Annotated in this window: 22 protein-coding genes; 7 read left to right on the top strand and 15 right to left on the bottom strand. The window is 37.3% G+C overall.

Going from position 1 to position 21,319, the window contains the following annotated elements; genetic code table 11:
• Window positions 1-4 precede the first annotated feature (4 nt).
• Window positions 5-1,105 (bottom strand): glycosyltransferase, encoded by a 1,101-nt coding sequence (locus tag L1994_RS01655; RefSeq protein WP_278099964.1) that lies wholly within the window; start codon window positions 1,103-1,105, stop codon window positions 5-7.
• Window positions 1,106-1,429: 324 nt separating this feature from the next.
• Here L1994_RS01655 and L1994_RS01650 point away from each other — a divergent pair, with 324 nt between their 5' ends.
• Together L1994_RS01650 and L1994_RS01645 are read left to right on the top strand one after the other, a co-directional pair.
• Window positions 1,430-2,686, top strand: coding sequence for a glycosyltransferase family 61 protein (locus L1994_RS01650; protein WP_278099963.1), 1,257 nt, complete (start codon window positions 1,430-1,432; stop codon window positions 2,684-2,686).
• A gap of 82 nt (window positions 2,687-2,768) precedes the next feature.
• Window positions 2,769-3,713 (top strand): UDP-glucuronic acid decarboxylase family protein, encoded by a 945-nt coding sequence (locus tag L1994_RS01645; protein WP_278099962.1) that lies wholly within the window; start codon window positions 2,769-2,771, stop codon window positions 3,711-3,713.
• 337 nt (window positions 3,714-4,050) lie between these two features.
• Here L1994_RS01645 and L1994_RS01640 read toward each other — a convergent pair whose 3' ends face one another.
• The 6 genes from L1994_RS01640 to L1994_RS01615 form a co-directional block, all read right to left on the bottom strand.
• Window positions 4,051-4,230 carry a hypothetical protein gene (locus tag L1994_RS01640; protein WP_479686808.1) on the bottom strand — a complete coding sequence of 60 codons (180 nt, stop codon included), beginning with the start codon at window positions 4,228-4,230 and terminating at the stop codon, window positions 4,051-4,053.
• Between the two features lie 33 nt (window positions 4,231-4,263).
• Entirely contained in the window at window positions 4,264-5,046 is a 783-nt protein-coding gene (locus tag L1994_RS01635; RefSeq protein WP_278099961.1) for a class I SAM-dependent methyltransferase, read from the bottom strand.
• Window positions 5,024-5,713, bottom strand: coding sequence for a class I SAM-dependent methyltransferase (locus tag L1994_RS01630; RefSeq protein ID WP_278099960.1), 690 nt, complete (start codon window positions 5,711-5,713; stop codon window positions 5,024-5,026). The genes L1994_RS01635 and L1994_RS01630 overlap by 23 nt, the downstream gene beginning before the upstream one ends.
• 214 nt (window positions 5,714-5,927) lie before the next feature.
• Complete coding sequence (locus tag L1994_RS01625; RefSeq protein ID WP_278099959.1) at window positions 5,928-6,866, bottom strand: GDP-L-fucose synthase family protein; 939 nt, start codon at window positions 6,864-6,866, stop codon at window positions 5,928-5,930.
• A gap of 62 nt (window positions 6,867-6,928) precedes the next feature.
• Complete coding sequence (gene gmd, locus L1994_RS01620; protein WP_278099958.1) at window positions 6,929-7,972, bottom strand: GDP-mannose 4,6-dehydratase; 1,044 nt, start codon at window positions 7,970-7,972, stop codon at window positions 6,929-6,931.
• A gap of 81 nt (window positions 7,973-8,053) precedes the next feature.
• A complete protein-coding gene (locus L1994_RS01615; RefSeq protein WP_278099957.1) occupies window positions 8,054-9,880 on the bottom strand; it encodes an ABC transporter ATP-binding protein in 1,827 nt (608 codons plus the stop codon).
• A gap of 114 nt (window positions 9,881-9,994) precedes the next feature.
• Here L1994_RS01615 and cfbC point away from each other — a divergent pair, with 114 nt between their 5' ends.
• From cfbC to L1994_RS01600, 3 genes are read left to right on the top strand one after another with little or no spacing between them, the layout of a single operon-like run.
• A complete protein-coding gene (cfbC, locus tag L1994_RS01610; RefSeq protein WP_278099956.1) occupies window positions 9,995-10,819 on the top strand; it encodes a Ni-sirohydrochlorin a,c-diamide reductive cyclase ATP-dependent reductase subunit in 825 nt (274 codons plus the stop codon).
• Window positions 10,794-11,861 (top strand): nitrogenase component 1, encoded by a 1,068-nt coding sequence (locus tag L1994_RS01605; RefSeq protein ID WP_278099955.1) that lies wholly within the window; start codon window positions 10,794-10,796, stop codon window positions 11,859-11,861. The genes cfbC and L1994_RS01605 overlap by 26 nt, the downstream gene beginning before the upstream one ends.
• Window positions 11,854-12,969 carry a nitrogenase component 1 gene (locus L1994_RS01600; RefSeq protein ID WP_278099954.1) on the top strand — a complete coding sequence of 372 codons (1,116 nt, stop codon included), beginning with the start codon at window positions 11,854-11,856 and terminating at the stop codon, window positions 12,967-12,969. The genes L1994_RS01605 and L1994_RS01600 overlap by 8 nt, the downstream gene beginning before the upstream one ends.
• Before the next feature lie 2 nt (window positions 12,970-12,971).
• On the opposite strand, the gene L1994_RS01595 is transcribed toward L1994_RS01600, so the two are convergent.
• The 8 genes from L1994_RS01595 to L1994_RS01560 all read right to left on the bottom strand — a co-directional run bounded on the left by L1994_RS01595 (window position 12,972) and on the right by L1994_RS01560 (window position 20,099).
• Window positions 12,972-13,514, bottom strand: coding sequence for a NifB/NifX family molybdenum-iron cluster-binding protein (locus tag L1994_RS01595; RefSeq protein ID WP_278099953.1), 543 nt, complete (start codon window positions 13,512-13,514; stop codon window positions 12,972-12,974).
• Window positions 13,515-13,543: 29 nt separating this feature from the next.
• A complete protein-coding gene (locus L1994_RS01590; protein ID WP_278099952.1) occupies window positions 13,544-14,143 on the bottom strand; it encodes a CDP-alcohol phosphatidyltransferase family protein in 600 nt (199 codons plus the stop codon).
• Between the two features lie 12 nt (window positions 14,144-14,155).
• Window positions 14,156-14,656 (bottom strand): adenylate kinase family protein, encoded by a 501-nt coding sequence (locus L1994_RS01585; RefSeq protein WP_278099951.1) that lies wholly within the window; start codon window positions 14,654-14,656, stop codon window positions 14,156-14,158.
• Window positions 14,657-14,661: 5 nt separating this feature from the next.
• Complete coding sequence (gene hisC, locus L1994_RS01580; protein WP_278099950.1) at window positions 14,662-15,735, bottom strand: histidinol-phosphate transaminase; 1,074 nt, start codon at window positions 15,733-15,735, stop codon at window positions 14,662-14,664.
• 35 nt (window positions 15,736-15,770) lie between these two features.
• Window positions 15,771-16,922 carry an aspartate aminotransferase family protein gene (locus L1994_RS01575; RefSeq protein WP_278099949.1) on the bottom strand — a complete coding sequence of 384 codons (1,152 nt, stop codon included), beginning with the start codon at window positions 16,920-16,922 and terminating at the stop codon, window positions 15,771-15,773.
• A gap of 55 nt (window positions 16,923-16,977) precedes the next feature.
• Entirely contained in the window at window positions 16,978-17,895 is a 918-nt protein-coding gene (gene guaA, locus L1994_RS01570; protein ID WP_278099948.1) for a glutamine-hydrolyzing GMP synthase, read from the bottom strand.
• An 84-nt stretch (window positions 17,896-17,979) separates the two neighbouring features.
• The gene (pyrG, locus tag L1994_RS01565) at window positions 17,980-19,557 is read right to left on the bottom strand and encodes a glutamine hydrolyzing CTP synthase (RefSeq protein WP_278099947.1); all 1,578 of its coding nucleotides are present in this window, start codon (window positions 19,555-19,557) and stop codon (window positions 17,980-17,982) included.
• Window positions 19,558-19,691: 134 nt separating this feature from the next.
• Entirely contained in the window at window positions 19,692-20,099 is a 408-nt protein-coding gene (locus tag L1994_RS01560) for a PaaI family thioesterase (RefSeq protein ID WP_278099946.1), read from the bottom strand.
• A gap of 122 nt (window positions 20,100-20,221) precedes the next feature.
• Between L1994_RS01560 and L1994_RS01555 the strand changes: the two genes are divergently transcribed.
• Together L1994_RS01555 and L1994_RS01550 are read left to right on the top strand one after the other, a co-directional pair.
• Window positions 20,222-20,449: a hypothetical protein gene (locus L1994_RS01555; RefSeq protein ID WP_278099945.1), complete on the top strand. Its 228-nt coding sequence runs from the start codon at window positions 20,222-20,224 to the stop codon at window positions 20,447-20,449.
• A gap of 332 nt (window positions 20,450-20,781) precedes the next feature.
• The gene (locus tag L1994_RS01550; RefSeq protein ID WP_278099944.1) at window positions 20,782-21,297 is read left to right on the top strand and encodes a DJ-1/PfpI family protein; all 516 of its coding nucleotides are present in this window, start codon (window positions 20,782-20,784) and stop codon (window positions 21,295-21,297) included.
• Window positions 21,298-21,319 lie beyond the last annotated feature (22 nt).

Below are 21,319 nucleotides of genomic sequence, written 5' to 3'. Positions count from 1 at the left end.
TAATCTATTCAACCAATTTATCAGCAAAACTACAGTAATGATTTAAGAAATTTTCTCTGGTATGATATTTTCTTGCATAAAGCCATGAATTAAGAGACATTGCCCTAAGTTCATCTGCAGGTTTTGTGGATAAATTTATAATAGAGCATAATATCTCTTCAATGTTATTGTTTTTAAGTATAATGCCTGAATTATTGCTGACACTAACTCCGGATTCATAACTGATAACCGGAATCAGGCCTGCATGCATACAAGTAACAACACACCCTGACTGACCTTCAGAGCATGAGGGGAATATCAATGCAGCTGTATTCTTTATGACAGCCAGAAAAATATCACTTCTTACATCAACAAAGCCTAATGTATGAATATTCGGCAAACAATATAATTCTTCATAATATGCCTTTTCGAAATCCTTCTCTTTACTAACATTTCCACAAACAGTGAGATTATAATCCGGCAATTCCCGAAACACATCCAGTACCAGATCCAAACCCTTATGTACCATCCCAGAACTTCCAAACCAAAGATAGTTTTTATTGATTTTACTAAAATCCTTCTCAAAGAGGGGATATTCTATTGTTGTTGAAAGAGGAATTTCATATAGCTTCTTTCCGAATTCTGAGAATGTTCCTTTAGTAAATTCATTTCCCAGAATAGTTGCACAATCAGCAAATTCAATACCACGACTAGGGGGCACCTGACTTCGTGGGGCTAAAGAAAAATTTTTTCTATCCTGCAAATTAGATAATCTGATTTTTTCAGCACGATTCTGAAATTTCCAATATGCACCGGTAATATGCAATATTTTTTTGCAGTTCTTTCCAAGCTGCGAAGACAGACGCTCCATGTTTGAATGGATATCTATAAAAATTGAGTAATTCTTTTTTGGCTTAAAATAATTGTTATCATAATCTATGATATCCACATTATAACCATGATCAACCCATGTTTGAGCAATTTGAAGACACTCCCATTTATTAGTATGCGACAAAAATTCTAAGGAATTTTGATCTATCTCAAAAGGCCGTGTGATATATGATAATAACACATTCTTATCACTCTTTACAGGTGCAAATAGAGAGACCACATCATTACCCGTCATATGCTTATACGACAATACAATTTTTCGTTTTATATTATCTACCGATATCATTTTGCTTACAATTGTTCATAGATTAGATCTTATTTTTATATTAAACTCTTTTTGTAACAGTTCACCTTTGTGATATCACAAATCCATTTCATATTTTGAGGGTCATTTTATCTTAAAATAATTCATGTGAAATAATTTCTAGACAATACATATACTACACCAGCTAAATTTATTGAAAATTAACTCAAAGATTCTCAAAAGAAAATCGACTATACTATTACTATATGTATCAACACAAAAATAAATAATACCAAATTGCGATGGTAAAATCAGATGATAAAGATAATAGCCAATTACTCAAAAAAACTATTAAAACTGGTTGTTTTAAATAATCACTTTATTTTTCATACTATTATGAATATATTCAGATTTTCGGGTATTATTCATATAAAATTTTCAATGGTTTTAAAAAGAATACTCATACTCATTTCTACCAAAAATAATATTGCACCGATACATCATCAAAAAGCTAGTGAATACATTGAAGATAATAAAATGTTTTGTGATCACATTGAGATATATCCGGAATCTAAAATATACAATAAAAAACCACATACAATTGAAAATAAAATACACTGGGTATTTGAAGAAGAATATTGCATAAATACACCTTCTGTATTCATTATAAAATTGGAAAATGGACGAGTTTTTGGAAATGAAGGAATTATTGTAACAAAAGACAATATTGTATTAGAAGATTTTTCAACACCAATTAGAAAAGATCCTGGAGAATCAAATATATTCAAAAAAATTTTTCTTCCCAGTCCGGAATATATTGATGGCAAAGTAGCCATTTTATCATCACAAGTAGGTCAGTATTTCTTTCATTGGTTATTTGATGTCTTACCAAAAATATACATTCTCAAACAGTGTGGCTGCCATCCAGACAAAATTATTGTTAATGAGATAAAAACACAGTTTCAAAAAGAAACTCTTGAAATCCTTAAATACTTAGACATTAGTATAGCTATATCTGAAAAAGATTATTTACAGGCACATGAAATGATTGTGCCATCTCTTCCCGGGAATACAGGGCATATGCCAAAATGGGTTTGTGATTTTTTACGAGATTCTTTTCTTCCTGTCATATCTAAAAATAATAAATCTAAAAAGAAAAGACTGTATATATCACGTGATAAATCTTCAAATGGAAGAAAGGTCTTAAATGAAAAAGAAATAATGAATATCCTAAAACCTCTTGGATTTGAATTGATATTTTCTGAAGAAATCTCATTTAAAGAACAAGTCGAATTATTTCATAATTCTGAAGTGATTATTGCACCACATGGAGCAGGTTTATCAAATATTGTTTTCTGTGATCCAAAAACACAAATACTAGAATTTTTCTCCCCAAATTACGTTAATCCATGCTATTATACATTAGCAAATCAAGTAGATCTTAATTATTATTATTTAATGAGTGAAGGAAAAAGACCTCCAGATTTTTACGATCCTCATATAGGTCATGAAAACATATTCATAAATATTGATTCTTTACTAAAAATGTTAAATTATATGAAACTAACTTAATAAGATATAACAACTATATTTATGAAAGATTTTTTTTATTTTTTAATTCTCAAATTTACACAAAACAAAGGTTGTTGACTTCATGAAAAAACAAATACTTGTAACTGGCGGAGCGGGATTCATAGGTTCACATTTGTGTGATAAACTTCTAAATGAGGGACATTATGTTCTTTGTGTAGATAATTTTTTTACCGGAGGGCGTGAGAATGTTTCACATTTGCTGGGAAATGAAAATTTTGAGCTTATCCGACATGATGTAACTTTTCCATTATATGTTGAAGTTGATGAAATCTATAATCTTGCCTGCCCAGCAAGCCCAGTCCATTATCAATATAATCCTGCACAAACAACAAAAACCTGCGTTGTTGGTGCAATAAATATGTTAGGTTTGGCAAAAAGATTGCACGTACCTATTCTTCAGGCATCGACAAGTGAAGTATATGGCGATCCTACAATCCATCCTCAACCAGAAAATTACCGAGGAAATGTCAATCAAATCGGCCCCAGAGCTTGTTATGACGAAGGAAAACGTTGTGCAGAAACATTATTTTTTGATTATCATCGTCAGCATGGATTGAATATTAAAGTAATTCGTATTTTCAATACATATGGACCAAGAATGCATCCAAATGACGGTCGTGTAATAAGCAATTTTATAGTTCAAGCGCTAAAAAACAAGGATATTACAGTCTATGGCACAGGTTCACAAACACGGAGCTTTTGTTATGTTGATGATCTTATTAAAGGAATGACAATGATGATGAATTCAAAAGAAGGATTTACTGGCCCAGTTAATTTAGGAAATCCATGCGAATTCACAATTTTAGAATTAGCTGAAATAATTATAAAAATGACTGATTCAAAAAGCAAGATTGTTTTTAAACCACTTCCTGAAGACGATCCAAAGCAAAGAAAACCTCAGATAAATTTGGCTGAAGAAAAATTAGGCTGGGTACCACAAATTAAACTTGAAGATGGATTGAAAAAAACAATTAATTACTTTAATGATGTTTTAACTAACGATTAGCAACTTCAGGAATTTCTTCAATTCTAAAAATAGATGAATAAATCAAACAATTTTCGTGATACTACAACAATCTCTTCACATCAGTAATAAGATCATTCACAAGTCTTATTTCAAGTTTGTAATTACGATTTAATCTTGCCTTCTACACTAAACTTAAGTTCAAAACTATCCTAAACCTAAAAAATACTCATTTCAGCACTAGACTTTATGTCACCGCCATCTTATGTATGACTAAATGTCATCTCTATATTCCGTGAATCGCATTCAATTTCATTGGATCCGTAATCGCTAAAATTCGTAATATCAAAATGAATACAGTGGATCCCATATTCATGTTTCATGATCTTTTTATCACGATTGGAATGAATAATTCGGCAGGTTCATATTTCATGGATTCTATTGATAGTTCTTTCCAGTTTACCGTCAGTGAAATGTCCGGATAAATCCCTTTACCAAAGAAATGCTCTGTTGGAACGTCTTTGAAGAACACCGGATGAAGATAAAGCCACCTGTCAATGAATGTCAGGCCATTAATAACAAGTGATACATCTTATTGAATAGTCTCTTTTTGCAATATTCCCAAGTATGTCGCATAATGTGCTTTAGGATTTCTTCCTTCATCCCGAGTTAAAATCTTTTCAAATAGCGGATGATATTTTCCGACAAGTATCTTTTCAATTAATAAATGATCTATTTTTATAGGATGCCCAATATCTTCATATGATTCAGGACAATACATCTGATCTTCTTTATTAGATAAATCCTGACCCAAAACTAATAACCCTCCATTTTTTAATACTCTGAATATTTCCTCCATACATTTTTTAAAATCATTAACATGATCAAGTACATTTATGCAGATTATTAAATCCATCTGCTGATCCTTATATGGCAGGTCTTCAAGTTTTGATGAGGAAAGATCAATCACCATATTTTTGTCAGAATAGAGTTTTAGCAGATAATTTATTGGATTTTTTTTAACATGATTTCTAATTTTTCTTAAATACGAATTTGATCCATTTAAGTTGTGTGTAATATAAAATTGAATCAGTGGATCCTCAAACCATAATTTATCAAAAGTTATGGAAGGTAAAATGTATCTTACATTTGTATGTGGACCACAACCAACTTCTAAAACATTATTATAATGTTTGCTTTTTAGAACTGAATATTCTTCAAATTTTTCGTACCACCATTTATTCCAGTCATCATCTGATCCAATTGCTTGTTCAGCAGATTTAAGTTCAAATTCCTGTGCCTGTTCCCATCTGTTAATATCAACTTTTTGAATAATATGACTCTCGTCCATTTTATTTACTCCATATACTCTCATTTTTAAAAATAAATGGCGATAAAGCCATTGTATTTTTGGATATTTTAGAAGATACTAAAAATGGGCCATCAGAATGTCCATTTATAAAATTCCAATCTACAGAACCAAAATGAGATATTATTTCATCAAATTCCTCAAAATTCCATTCTCTTAAATGCCAATAGTTTTTTGGACTTCCATCCCGGTTTGTATTTTCCGACCGCCTATTTGGGGTGCTTAAGAAAATTCCTTTTTTTGATATTCGTAACATTTCTTTGATAAGCCGATTGTAATCTTCAACATGTTCTATAACATCAACACAAGTAACAATATCAAAAGATTCATCAGAAAATGGCAAATTATAGCCATCGTAAATTTCAAGTGAAATAAGTCTTGGATTTCTCCCTACAACAGTTTCCTGGCAATAATCATAAACTTTCTTGTCAACATCAACACCACTAACTTCCTTTGCTTTTATTGCCAATATATTAAGTCCATAACCCAATCCAAAACCAACATCTAAAATTTTACAATCCTCATCAACATATTTATTTAAAGCTAAAAAATAGGCCTCTATCTGAATAGGAACAATAGATCCTACACCCACAATTGTAGAATAATCAGATGGATTTGGTTTCCTGTAACCTAATTTATGTAATGTATTTACTACAAAATTTGATATATTCACATCAATCAGCTCAGATTACAAATATATAGAATAGTATTTGTATAAATATACTATGTTCTGCAAATTTAATATTCACTTTAAGAAAAATATAATCTAGATCATATCATCTGATAAACTATATATTAAATTTAATATCATATGCATTGTTCTTTATCAGTTGCACATTTATCTTAGACAATATTGATTTTTTTCTCTAATTAAAATATATACATCACTATTTTGTTAAATACCACTCAACAGTCCTCTTCAAACCCTCATCAAATCCCATCTTCGCCTCAAACCCAAACTCACAACGTGCCCGGCTCACATCAAGACATCTCTTCGGCTGACCGTCAGGCTTAGATTTGTCCCAGACAATATCGCCTTCAAATCCTGTAATATCAGATATTTTAGTCACCAGATCGCGGATGGTAATTTCCATACCGGAACCAAGATTTACAGGATCTGATTTTTCAAATTTTTCAGAAGCAAGAACAATCCCGCGGGCTGCATCCTCGACATACAAAAATTCCCGGGAGGCACTGCCGGTACCCCATACTTCAACAGTCTGACTGGAATTTCCAGCCCTAACAGCTTCTGTGAATTTCTTTATAAGAGCCGGAATTACATGTGAGCTTGAGGGATCAAAATTGTCACCCGGCCCATACAGGTTCACCGGCAGAAGATAAATTGAGTTAAACCCGTACTGCTGACGGTAGGCCTGACTCTGCACAAGCATCATCTTCTTTGCAAGACCGTATGGTGCATTAGTCTCTTCAGGATATCCATTCCAGAGTTCATCCTCGCTAAAAGGAACAGGAGTGAATTTTGGATAGGCGCATATTGTCCCGACTGCCACAAATTTACCAACATCAGCCTGCCGGGCCGCTTCCATCAGCTGAATTCCCATAATAGCATTATCATAAAATAGTGATCCCGGAAACTGCTGGTTATAGCCTATGCCTCCTACCTTTGCAGCCAGATGAATAACAATATCAACATCCCCGACAATCTCCACACAGTTTTCCCAGATACGCAAGTCTATATCCCTGCTTCTTGGAACAATAATATTTTCCGGAGATGCTCCTTTTTTTACAAGCTCCTTTGTGACATTACTTCCTAAAAAGCCTGCACCACCTGTGACAAGTACCTTTTTGTCTTTAAAAAAACTCATTTTACACCACTTCTATTTAATAATCTAATATCCGGAGTTCAACCAAAAGAAAGTTTTACCCTTCAGTCCCCTCTCCACCATTTATCAGAGAATTTCTTAGCAAGAATTTCATCACCCTCGCCTGCAACCTCAAGTCCAGCGGCCCTCATATCAGCATCAACCATAATCCTGACAAGATCAGAAAAAGTTACTTTTGGTTTCCATCCTAATTCTTTATCAGATTTAGAGGCATCCCCGATTAAAACCTCAACTTCTGTCGGACGGAAATATTTTGAATCAATTTTAACAAAATCATTCATATGCTTACCGACATACGAGAAAGCCTCTTCTAAAAATTCCTTAACAGAATGTGTCTCTCCTGTTGCAATCACAAAATCATCCGGCTTATCATTCTGAAGAATTCTCCACATAGCCTCAACATATTCAGGTGCAAAACCCCAGTCACGCCTTGCATCAAGATTCCCCATGTAAAGGTACTTTTCTTTTCCTGAAAGAATTGAAGCAATCCCGCGTGTAACCTTTCTTGTAACAAACGTTTCACCGCGGCGCGGAGATTCATGGTTAAATAAAATCCCGTTTGAGGCAAACAAATTATATCCTTCGCGGTAGTTTTTAACCATCCAGTATGAATAAAGTTTTGCACATGCATACGGACTTCTGGGAACAAACTCAGTATTTTCATTCTGCGGCGGTTTTGCTGCGCCAAACATCTCACTGCTTGAAGCTTGGTAAAATTTAATTTTGCTGTCCTTTCTTCTTAAAGCCTCAAGAAGTCTTGTTGTGCCAAGACCTGTAACGTTGCTTGTATATTCAGGTATATCAAAGCTCACCCTCACATGGCTTTGTGCGCCAAGATGGTATATCTCATCAGGGCAGATATTATAGATTATATTTGAAATCTGCTCACAATCTGAGAGATCTCCATAATGGAGAAAGAGCCTTGCTCCGGCATCATGAGGGTCAGAATAAATATTATCAATTCTTCCCGTATTGAAAGTTGAAGCTCTTCTTATAATTCCATGAACCTCATAGCCTTTGTGAAGCAGAAGTTCTGCCAAATATGATCCGTCCTGACCGGTTATGCCGGTAATTAACGCTTTTTTCATTTTTTCCCCAATATTTAATTATAGATTTATGAACTTCATCCAATAAAAAAAGTTCAGCTTAAAAAATAAGACCAATAAATATTATTCCTTTTCCAAAGAGGAAGTCTCCACAAAACCATCTTTCTTCTGACCGAGATACAATCTCTGATACTCTCCCCTCAACTCCATTAATTCATTATGAGAGCCTCTTTCAACAAGCTTCCCGCCCTTCAAAACGAAAATCTGATCCGCATTCTGAACGGTTGACAACCGGTGGGCTATTATAATTACAGTCATATTTTTAGAAAGCTTTTCAACAGACTCCATAATTTTCTGCTCTGAGATATTGTCAAGCGAACTTGTTGCCTCATCAAGGAGCAAAATCTCAGGTTTCCTTAATATAATCCTTGCAATCGCAATCCTCTGCCGCTGTCCTCCGGATAGTTTTAAGCCCTGATCACCAATAACCGTGTCATATCCATCATTCGTTGCCATAATGAATTCATGTGCATCAGCAAGTTTTGCAGCCTCCATTATATCATCTTCAGAACAATCCTGCCCAAACCGGATGTTTTCCCGGATGGTATTGTGATAAACAAATGTCTCCTGGCCAATGTACCCCAAATGAGAAAGGTAATCAGAACTACAAATTTCACTCAGGCTAACCCCGTCTATTAAAATACTCCCCGATACAGGCCTATATAAAAGTGCAAGAAGGTTAGCAACCGTTGTTTTCCCGGCTCCGGAGCTTCCGACAATTGCAATCCTTGAATTTTTGGAAATCTCAAAAGTTATATTGTCAAGAGTCTTTCTTTTGCCCTCTTCATAAAAAAAGGAGACATTATCAAATTCTATTTTTTCTCTAAAAGAAAATTCCTTGCTATCTGAGCCATTTTCTGATGATTCTTCTTCATCAGAATCTTCAATCAGAATTCCGTATACAAGTTCAAGTGAAGGAAGGTACTGAACAAGTAATGAAAGATTGCTCTGAGCAGCTGACAAAGACGGAACAAGTCTGTACAAAGCAAGCATAAATGTTCCAAATATTCCAATATATGGGATAAAATCGCCGCCTGTAAATACATACAGAAGAATTCCTCCAAGAGCAATAATTGAAAACATTATGAAATCATTTGCTATTATTGGAATTTTTCCCAAAGCATAAACATTGGTATAGGCTTTTTTTAATTTTTTTACCGCAGAATCATATTTTTCTGACCAGTAGTCAAGAGAGCCTGTGATAAATATTGTTTTAATTCCGGAGATGAACTCCTGGTAGACAACAGATTTTTCCATCAAAGAAATATTTAAAACACTGCTGTTTCGATAAACACGGGAAAAAAGGGATTTTTTTACAATGAAAGCATAAAATATTCCAAGGATCATTACACAGATTGTCAGCCAGAATGAAAGGTAAAACAAGAGTAAAAGATAAAAAAGAGACATAAAACCGTTTCTTAAAAGCTCAACAAACTGGTTGATGGCATTGCTTGATTCAAGAACAGCACCCTGACCAATATATAACAAATCCCCCTGTTTTTTCCCTGCAAAATACCTATAGGGCCTGCTTTTTATCCTTTCAAATACCTTTCTGTCAAGTGAATCACGAACTGTGGAAAATACATATGAACCTCCATATGCAACTGTACCATATATCCCGGCAATCATAACTGTTATAACAAGAAGCAATAGAGCAGATGCAACAAAGGGATTCATAGAAGAGGGCAGTAAAAAGTCATAAAAAGCATCAAGTAATTTGGGCTGGTTTTCAACGCCAAGACCATAATTAATTATAGGATATACAAGCGAAATTCTGAATACTTCCAAAAAGGACAGAGCAATTACGGATATCAGATACAGTGCTATTAACTTCTTAAAAGGGCTGAAAAGAAAACGCATAATATTAACAGAATCGCTTATTACTGACATTTAAGATATAACCTGAAGAAAATTATAGCTTCTATCATATTTTAAACAACTGACAATCAAAAGAAATTATTCACCAACAATATTTCACTTCCAAAAACAAACTCTATTACAACAATGAAACAAATCGCCCTCTACGGCAAGGGAGGAATAGGAAAATCAACAACATCGGCAAACCTTTCCGCTGCCCTTTCAGAAAAATCCTTAGATATTCTCCAAATAGGATGCGACCCGAAACATGACAGTACGCGCATGTTAATGCACGGTCAATGGATTCCAACAGTCCTTGATCTTGTAAGAGAAAAAGGCGAAGGGAATATTACAACAGAAGATGTTGTCTTTTCAGGCTACAACAATATCCGCTGTGTTGAAGCGGGAGGACCTGAGCCTGGTGTCGGCTGTGCAGGCCGCGGCATCATCGCAACATTTCAGCTTCTGGAAAAGTTAGACGCGCTCTACGGCGATGTAATAGTATATGATGTTTTAGGCGATGTTGTCTGTGGCGGATTCGCAATGCCGATGCGGGAGGGTTACGCTCGCGAAGTCTATCTTGTAACATCGGGGGACTTCATGGCACTTTATGCCGCAAACAACATCTGCAAGGCAATTGCCCGTCTGTCAAAACGCTCAAAACCGTGCTGTACATTAGGTGGTGTTATCTGCAATTCACAAAATATTGAGGGGGAACTTGGGCTTGTATCAGAATTTGCAGAAAAAATCAACTCAGAACTTACAGGTTTTATACCGCGAAGCCAGATTGTAAGAGTATCAGAGGTTAACAAAAAAACAGTCCTTGAATATGCTCCTGAATCTGAACAGGCAGATGTATACAGAAAGCTTGCTGAAAAAATAATGAACACAAACCCTGACCCTGACAAAAAACCAACTCCGCTTTCAATGGATGAACTCGAAACTCTTGCACAAAAATATATCAAGGCATGACGGCTGTACTGTAACAGGCGCTTTAACAGTAACCACATTTTTGCGGGATTCTGCAACAATAGTGCACGGGCCAAAAGGCTGTTGTCATCAGGCAGTTTCAGTCCTGCACTCATCAATGCTTTACAACGAATGCTTTGACATTCCGGATATATTCTCGTCTGCAATGGATGAAAAAAACATTATCTTTGGCGGTGAGGACAGCCTTAATGATGCCATAAAAGAGGCTTTGGATGAGGATTTCAGGTGTATCTTTATAATTGGAACATGCATTAGTGATACAATCGGCGATGACATCGAATCAGTCTGCGCCGGATTTAATGAAAAAGACAGTGTCCCTGTAATTCCGATTAATGCATCCGGATTTCTTGGCGGCTCTTTTGAAGACGGGTTTATATCAGCACTGAAAGGTGCATCGGAAATAATTGGTGAGAACTGCAATTTTTCAGATAAATATTCAGATGAATGCCAAATAAAGCCACTTGTAAATATAATTGGTGAAAAAAACTTAGAATATGAAGTTGATGCCAATTTTTCAGAGATTAAAAGACTTTTGAATCTCCTAGGCGCAGATGTGAATTTAAGATTTATCAGGAATATAACTTTTGATGATATTCAAAATTTCAACTGTGCATCACTAAACATAATCCGTGAAGATACAACAGGAGATATAAAAAGGCATTTTGAAAAGCTTACAAATATCCCCTGCATCTCCTCATATCCATATGGAATTTCAAATACTCTTGAATTTCTAAAAGAAGCAGGAGAATATCTAAACATAAATCCTGATCTTGCAATAAAGCATGAGATTAATTATCAAAAAGAAATGTTTGAGTCATTCAGTGATCTAAGAGGGGAGAAAATTTCATTTGACTCATTCGGCTTTCAAAAGGCTGATTCAAATCTTTTCACTGAAATCGCCAGACATACAGGCATCGTTTTAGATTCAGACGGCGTCACCATCCCAATTCCTTTTTTTACCCCTGTTGGAACAGGCGGTGTCTTTCATATGCTTTCACAGTGGAGGAGATTTATAAATGGCTAAATTATGTGCAAATCCACTATGGCCTTGTGCAATGACAGGTGCGGCATCAGCGCTTGCAGGAATAAAGGATTTAGGCGTTATCATACATGGATCATCAGGGTGCTACATTTATGCCGACATGGCAGTTTCGGACACATTATACAGTACATTTCTTGTCCAGGATGAGGTCATATTTGGAACGTCTGACAGGCTGTTGGAAGTTGTTGAAAGTATTTCAGAGCTTTGCGGCAGAGTTGCAGTAATAAATACATGTGTTCCGTCAGTCATGGGAGAAGATATTTCAGGCACATTATCAGAGTATGACTGCATAACGGTTGATATAGCAGGATTCAAAGGAGACTTTGATTATGGCTGGAAAAGTGCAGTAAGCGCCTTAAAACCAACATGTGATCCGGAAAAAAACGGAGTTAATATAGAAGGCATCTGCTCGCTTGACCCATATTCCCGCGGCAACTTAAACGAAGCCGAAAGGCTTTTGCACGTTTCTGAAATTCCGAAAGCCTCAGTCTTTTTCAAAGATACCTACAACGCCTGTAAAAATCCTTCCTGCACATCAATTTCTGCAAATCCGGATTACAATACAGACGTTTCAAAAGTGACTTATTCAATTCTAGGCCTTAAAGAAACAGAAGATGCATTTGAAAAGCTCTCAAATCAGTTTCCGGAAGCAAACACAGAGCCAGTATTTAATTTAACTGAAGAAGCAGAAGAGATTATGAGAAAGGCTGGTGAGAAATTCCTGAGAAGAAATGACTCACCCCGTGCGGCTGTCTTTTCAACAAAGAGCTATTCAAAATTCGCATGTGATATCTTAAAGAATTATCTGGATGCGGAAATTGTGACAGTTAACACCAGAAACGATAATAATAACAGTGATAATTCAGATTCAAATAATTTAAGAGAGATTGTAAAAAAAATTGATGCAGAAAAGCCTGACATCATTTTAGGCTCATCATTTGAATATGCAAAATTTCCAAAAAAACCGTTTTTTGGACTTACATTTCCAATAAGGCATCAGAAGATGCTCTGGCACAGACCACTTTGCGGGGTGGAAGGAAGTCTTTATTTTATGGATTCAGTTCTAAATTCCCTTGAATCAAAAAGATAAAATCACAATTCCATCATATTCCCGCAGTTGGGGCAGTGAATCTGCATAAGACCTTCCTTTCTTGGCATTGTGCAACCGCAGTTTCTGCAGATATATGAATTATTGTTTTGAAGATTGTTTGTATTTTTGAGTGTAATGCTTCTCCTACCATAAAGAGGTTTATTTGACTCAATATAGTTTTTTGAATCAACACAGGCAGTCTCACCCGAAATCATCTTTTCAAGAGCATCTTTTATTGTAGTATCTTTTACAATGTACTGCTTAACTCCGGATTTGTAGAAGATTTCTGTAGAAGCAACACCAAAATCTCCGGCAACAACAGCGTCAGCGCCAAGCTTAACAACAGAATCAGCGGCAACAACCCCTGCACTTCCAGGAAGATCTATTGCCGGATTTGAAATAATTTTACTTTCTGATACATTTCCGTCTGCCAAATCAAATACGCAAAATCCCCCACACCTTCCAAAAACAGGAGAGATCTCATCATCTAAATTTCCCTTCAATTTCCCCGCAACAACCACTCGCTTAAATGCCACAACAATCACTTACAATCTGTATTTTATTTTTTTCCCATTTATCTTTTGAGTTCTTTCCAAACATGATTGAACCGCTGGAGAGCTGTAAAATGACCCAGTATTCCAAAGATTACAAGCACCCAGCCAAGAATGCTCATGCCGAAAATTCCGGCGGGAAGCAAAGCTGTAAAAATTCCGGCCGCAATTATCAAAACCAGCCTGTCTGCACGCCCTAAAAGTCCGCCATAAAACCTTCCTGCCCCCACAGCCTGTGCCTGCGTTCCAAGATATGATGACATCAAAACACCTGTAAGTGCAAAGACTCCAATAGGCCATGTAGCAAGACTGCCTGCAAAGATACCGCAGATTATGAAAATGTCTGCATATCTGTCAAGGACATGATCCAAAAAATCACCCCGCGGACTTGCAGAATTAAGCTCGCGTGCGACTGCACCGTCAATTGCATCAAAAAATGCATTCAGAAATACAAATAAAACTCCGGCAAAAACCAACGACTTGAAAAACAAATAGCCGGCAAAAACCGCCGCTAAAAATGCAAGAATTGTGCAGATATTTGGTGTCAGTCCTATCCTGACACATCCCCTTGCAACAGGAGTTATAATAAACGATACGTTTTTTCTGTAGCTGTCAAGAGTCATATAAATCATCACCTAAAGAAACAAAGACCAGTCAGTATCTCCAAAATGACCTGGAATATCTCCTTTCATAAATTTAGAGATTTCATCAGCAGTCTGCTCAGGAGATTTTTCTGTTGTGTCAATTTCAAGTAAAGAATCCTGGGAGTGTTCTTCAAGTGCTTCAATTAATACAACATCCAAAGCTTCAGCCATCACATTTTCCAAGACCTTCTCAGGCCCGTATCCTCTTTTTATGAGACGCTCTTTTAAAATATCAGGTCTGCAACGAAGGACAACGACACTGTCACAGGGCAGATAGTGAGTTATGTGGCCTTCTATTATACCCTCGAATGGTTCAAAATCCTCTATCCACTTGTCCTCATCGACAATATCAGTATCACGGCTAAAATCAGAACAGATGATATATTTTTTTGCAGTTTCGTTTTGAGAGTCAACCCTGTATCCTTTATCTCTTAATATTTCTGAAACCGCAGACTTTCCTGTTCCAGGCGTTCCTGTAATGCAGACCATCATAATTTTCAAATCTCTTTTAATGCCTTTAATTCTTTTATCGCTTTTAAGAAAAGTTCATTCTCCCAGGATTCTCCAACACTTACTCTGATGAAACTGTCATTTAGTGTTGGAAAACTCGCACAGGATCTGACAATAACTCCCCTTTTTGCCAGCTGTAATACGGCATCATCGCTTTTTAAGGGCGATACATCCATCATTACAAAGTTGGCGCCTGAAGGATACACTAAAAAGCCTGATTCAAGGCTAAAACGCCTTCTCCATTCTTCAACATGACTTTTGTAGCTTTCAAAATATTCCTTATCCAATAGCGCACCGGATGCGGCTTCGATTGCAACCGAATTCAAGGCAAAGGGAGTCTGTGCACGATGATAATATTCTTCATACCATTCCGGAACAAAAGCATACCCAACCCTCATTCCGGCAAGTCCAAATGCCTTTGACATTGTTCTTCCAATTATGAGATTATCGTATTTTTTTACAAGCTCTTTGTAGTCGGTATCGCAAAAATCCACATAAGCATTGTCCAAAAAAAGAATGCAATCAATATTCTTCAGAATGTATTCAATATCAGAGACTTTTGTTACAGTTCCTGTCGGGTTGTTTGGCGAACACAAAAAGGCAAGCTTCGCTCCTTTACACCCCTTTATGAAACTGTCACAATCAACTGTGAAATCATCAGTTCGTCTGATATTTGAAACCACTCCTCCCTGGGCGGCTATTGCAATTCCATAAAAAGAAAATGTCGGAGTGCTGACGCATACCTTGTCGCCTGCTTCAACAAGGGTTCTGATTGTGTTTTCAATAACTCCGTCCATGCCGACTCCTGTTACTATTCTATAATCGCCATGATAGTCACGAAGAGCCTGAACAAGTTTTTTTGCATTTTCATCAGGATAGCGGTTTAGATCCTCAAGTGATTTTTTGGCACATTCCATTGCCTTAAAAGAAGGTCCTTTTGGGTTTTCATTGCTTGCAAGGCGGGCAGGATTTAAAAAACCTGCATCTTTTGCAATATCTGATGCTTTTGTTGCAAATACATAGCCCTCTTCTTCGAAAATATTCCTGATTAAATGCTTCATCAAATTACCCTCAGTATTAAACAGCACTGATTATTTTATGCAGTCTCTTTGAATGCACCGTCAATTACTGACACTGCCTCTTTTATTTCTTCCTTTGATATTGTAAGCGGCGGCACAATACGGATTGTTGCGTGGGATGCACAGTTTACTAAAACTCCGTTTTTGCGGCATATTTCTGCAATTTTATGTGAGCGTTCCTCATCTCCTGCAGGAATACCTATCATAAGACCCATACCACGCGGAGAGTATGCACTAAGACCGTCCATAAACATTTTTCCCTTTTCTGATATCAAAGGGAGATTTTCTTCTATAATCTTTATTGTAGTAAGCGCCGCCGCACAGAGAATCGGACCGCCGGCAAATGTGCTTCCGTGCTCTCCGGGGTTAAATGTGAGACCGTCACGTGCTACTATAGCACCCATTGGAAGTCCGCTAGCGATTCCTTTTGCAATGGATACAATATCAGGTGTTATGCCGGTGTGCTGGTAATAAAACCACTTTCCTGTCCTTCCCATTCCGCTCTGGACTTCGTCACAGATCATTAGTGCACCTTTCTCATCGCAGATTTTTCTGACACCCTCATAAAATCCTTCTGGTGCCGGAACAATTCCTGCTTCTCCCTGAATTCCCTCGACAAAGACACCGGCAGTATTCTCATCAACTGCTTTTTCAAGGGCATTCAGATCTCCGTATCTGACAAATGTGCACTTTGGCTCAAGCGGATCAAAAGGCTCTCTTATTGCAGGTTTATGTGTCACTGCAAGTGATCCAAGTGTTCTCCCGTGGAATCCGTCAACGAATGCAACAAAATTTTTTCTGCCGGTTCTTATTCTTGCAAGCTTTATTGCACCGTCATTTGCCTCAGCGCCGGAGTTTGAGAAAAACGCCCTTGCGCCTTTGATTCCTGTCATTTCAACAACCTTTTTTGCAAGCTCTCCCTGGTTTGGAACATAATAAAGATTTGATATGTGTATTAGCTCTTTTGCCTGGTTGCATATTGCATCAACAACTTCAGGGTTGCAGTGCCCTGTCACACATACTGCAATTCCTGCAACACAGTCAAGATATTTCTTCCCGTTCTCGTCCCAGACATAGCTTCCGCTTCCCTTAACAATCTTTAAGTCGCGTCCGAAGGCTTTCATGAAATACAAGTCTTCAAGTTCTTTTGAGCTCATTTTTTCTTCCATTTTTCCCTGTCCTTTTTTGTTAATTTTTTTTGTTTTTTTTTATTTTGTTTTTAATTCACTCATACTCTATTGTTGCAGGAGGTTTTGGTGTTATATCATATACAACCCTTGCAACTTCAGGAATTTCTGCCGTTATTCTGGTTGCAATCTTATGCATTGTCTCCCATGAGATTTCAACCGGCTCTGCTGTCATTGCATCGCGGGAATATACAGCCCTTACAGAAACAATCCATCCGTGAAGGCGGACATCACCCTTTACACCTGTTCCAAGTCCGATAACTGCGGCAAAACACTGCCAGGGAGAATATTTCTCAACAATTTCCTCTTCTGCAATTGCATTTGCCTCTCTTACAACTGCAATCTTCTCTTTTGTAACCTCACCAATACAGCGGACCGAAAGTCCGGGTCCGGGGAAGGGCATTCTGTGCTGAATTTCAACGGGAAGTTCAAGCGCTCCTGCAACCTCTCTTACCTCATCCTTGTAGAGATCAATTAACGGCTCAATTAAACCTTCAAAGTCGATGTCATAAGGAAGTCCTCCGACATTGTGATGGCTTTTGATTCCCCCTTCGCTTTCAATAATGTCAGGATATATTGTGCCCTGCAAAAGATAAGCGGCGCCGGTCTTTTTTGCCTCACGCTCAAAGATTCTTATGAATTTTGCACCAATAACCTTTCTTTTCTCTTCAGGGTCTGTGACACCGGAGAGAGCCTCGAAGAACTCATCGCCGGCATCTATTGTCAGGAGATTTAAATCAGAGAAGAGCTCTTTTATCCTCTTAGTCTCTCCTTTTCTCATAAGACCTGTGTCAACATAGATTGGCATTAAGTTTTCACCGATTGCACGCTTTGCAAGTTCGGCACATACTGATGAGTCAACACCGCCGGAAAGCGCCATTACAACCTTTTTGCCGTTTGATTTCTCTTTTATATCCTCTATTGCCTTTGCAATAAATTTCTCAGCATTTACCATTTTTTTCAATTCTCCCTGTTTTTTATTCTGACTTTTTTATTCTGACATTTAATTCATAATTTTTTGATTTCTGAATTTTTTCTCTCATTCACCCTTTCTTTTATTAGCGCACGCCTCCACAAATCCAAGATACGGCGGGGAAGGATGTGTGGGTGTAGACTTAAATTCAGGATGGAACTGTGTTGCAAGGAAGAAATCATCTCCTGAAAGTTCACAGGATTCCATTCTCGGCCCGCATTTTCCTGAAAAGATAAGTCCTGCAGATTCTATTTCAGGGATATACTCAGGATTTACCTCATACCTGTGGCGGTGGCGTTCAACAACCTCATTTTTGCCATAAAGTTTCTCAATCCTTGTTCCGGGCTTAATGTCAATTGTGCAGTCTCCAAGTCTCATTGTTCCGCCAAGGTCTACAACATCCTCCTGTTCGGGAAGAATTGCAATTACATGCTTTCCTTCGCCCATTTCTTCAGAGGTTGCATTCTCCCAGCCAAGGACACTTCTGCAGTATTCAATTACTGCAAGCTGAAAACCAAGACATAATCCAAGGAATGGAATTTTGTTCTCACGGGCGTATTTTATGGCATTGATCTTTCCTTCAATTCCACGCGGCCCAAATCCTCCCGGTATTAAAATTCCGTCAACCTCTGATAACTCGCTATCCTCGTAGTTTTCGGCATCAACCCATTTTATGTCAACTTCGGTTGAAAGGCTTCTTCCGGCATGCCTCAAAGCCTCTTTGATTGACATATAAACATCTTCAACACCATACTTTGTAACGATTGCAACCGATGCCCGTCTTGTATACTCCCGGCAGACTGTTCTGTACCACTTGTTATCAGCAGGACGCTCCTCCAAATGAAGAAGATCTCTTATTACAGATGCCATTCCTTCCTTTTCCATCTCAACAGGAACTTCGTAGATATCTTTTGCAGTTGCCGCTGATATAACAGCCTTTTGTGCAACGCCGCAGAAGTCGGAGATTTTCTTCTTTGTTGAACTGCTCATAACAGTCTCGCTTCTTCCGACAATTGCATCAGGATGAAGACCAAGTTCGCGCAGGACTTTTACAGAGTGCTGGGTGGGCTTTGTTTTGTGATCTCCCATGTTGTCTTCAGGAACAAGGGTTACATGAACAAGTATTATGTCTTCTTCAGGAAGCTCTCCAACCATTTGCCTTATTGCTTCCAAAAACGGCATGCTTTCGATGTCACCAACCGTTCCTCCGACCTCAACAAGACAAATTTCTGCTTTTCCGTCACCGTTTGAATTTTCAGCAGCAGTTTTGATAAATTCCTTTATCTGATCAGTGATATGGGGAATTATCTGAACAGTTGCTCCAAGATAATCTCCATGCCTTTCCTTGTCAATTACAGTCTGGTATACTTTTCCTGTTGTTATGTTGTGATCAGAAGTTAGGCTGATGTCCAAAAATCTCTCGTAATTACCAAGGTCGAGATCTGCTTCACCGCCGTCTTTTAATACAAAAACTTCTCCGTGCTGAGCAGGATTCATTGTTCCGGCGTCAATGTTAAGATACGGATCTATCTTTACAGCAGTGACCCTGTATCCTCTGTTTTTCAGTATTCTGCCAATAGATGCGGTTGTGATCCCTTTTCCAAGACCACTCATCACACCTCCGGTAACGATTATGTATTTCAAAACACCCTCTCCAAATATAAATATACCAAATAATTTGTTTTTGAAAGAAAATAAAATGGCTGATTGACTGAGAAAAATCTCACACTATGAGATGAATAAATGGATGAAAAAAGCTTTGGATATTTATTTTAATATCAAAGTGCCGCGAATGATGCGGTTGTTTTGGCAAGAATGTTTTTTTCATCGTTTTCAAAGAAACAAAATCCTTCAGCAAAAATTATCCTCCTGCCGCGCCGGACAACACGCGCTTTTGCATATATTTTTCCTTCACGTACGCCTTTGTAGAAGTTTGTATTTTCAGAGATTGTTGCAATTCCCTCGTCTTCTTTTAATATAGTGTAAATTGCAAGCGCCATTGCCTCGTCAATTAAGGAGACATAAACTCCGCCCTGAAGCCATCCGGCACCATTAAGCATGTCAGGGCGAACTTCCATTGACAAAACAGCAGAACCATCGCCGAAGCTTTCCGCATCTATTCCCATCAGGCCAAAGTATGGATTTGCTCCTCTCCCAAGTCTGGACAATTCTTCAGGATATGTCATGTCTGTAAATATTTTTGGCTTGGAGAATAAATATACATTCAGTTGTTTTTTTGATTTTTGGCTCAGGGGAGCAGTTTTTAAATTAACAAAAAGATTATCTTCTTTATTTTCAAATGTCCTTTATGGATGAGGAATTAAAAGAGATGTTTTCAGATCTCTTATGGCTAAACTCAGTTATCGCAACCGAACTTATACAAATTACAGAGAACACATCGCAGATTCTAAGAAAAGAGGATATCCCGGAAACATGCAGAATTGATCACGTTGAGCTTAGAAAAGTTGCAATGGATATTGCCGACAGATACAGGCCGGGAACAAAACTTAGAGAACATCTGGAAAAACACCAGTGAAAACTGACAAATTAACTCTGATACTGATGCCTGATATATTGGTTGATATTTTAACTTTTTATTTTGACTTTTACATGAAAGTTACTTCGTAACTTACATGAAATCGTGCATGAAAAAAATTATCATGGACGTTTTTATTGATGAAAAATAATTGAATAATTCATCATAATTTCAGGTATTAATAGAATCCACTATTTACAATTAAAAATATACAATTCTTAAAAGAACACTTCCAAATTAAAATTTAAAAATTCCAACATTAAAAAGAACAACCTAAAAATAAGTACAACCTTAAAAAGTTGTACAGTCTTAAATATTAGAAGGTGAAAAAATTGAAAATTCTGATGGTTATTGCCCCAAAAAGGTACAGGGAAGAAGAGTTTGAAATTCCGGCAAAAGCATTTCTAAATGCCGGAGTCTCATTTGATGTTGCATCGACAAAAACAGGTATATGCGAAGGAATGGTTGGTGGTGAACAGGAAGCTTCGCTTTTAATTTCAGATGCATCAGAAGAAAATTACGATGGAATTGTAATTGTCGGCGGACTTGGTGCAAGCGACTTTTTATGGAAAGAAGAACCCTTAGTAGAGCTTGTAAAACAGTTTTATGAGAAGGACAAGGTTGTTGGCGCAATATGTCTTGCTCCTGTTGTTCTTGCAAGAGCAGGAATTCTAAAAGATAAACAGGCTACTGTTTTTGAGACACCTGCATCAGTTGAACTTCTAAAGCAGGGTGGCGCAAATATTGTAAAAGTTCCGGTGGTCTCAGACAATAATATAATAACTGCAAATCATCCGACAGCGGCTGAAGGTTTTGCAGACATTGTTCTTGAAAAACTCGGCTGTTAAAAGATGACAATAAAACGATTAG

Source organism: Methanomicrobium antiquum (assembly GCF_029633915.1).
In the GTDB taxonomy this organism is placed as follows: domain Archaea; phylum Halobacteriota; class Methanomicrobia; order Methanomicrobiales; family Methanomicrobiaceae; genus Methanomicrobium; species Methanomicrobium antiquum.
The sequence above is the reverse complement of the archived record's forward strand: the minus strand, read 5'-3'. Positions and strand labels throughout refer to the sequence as shown.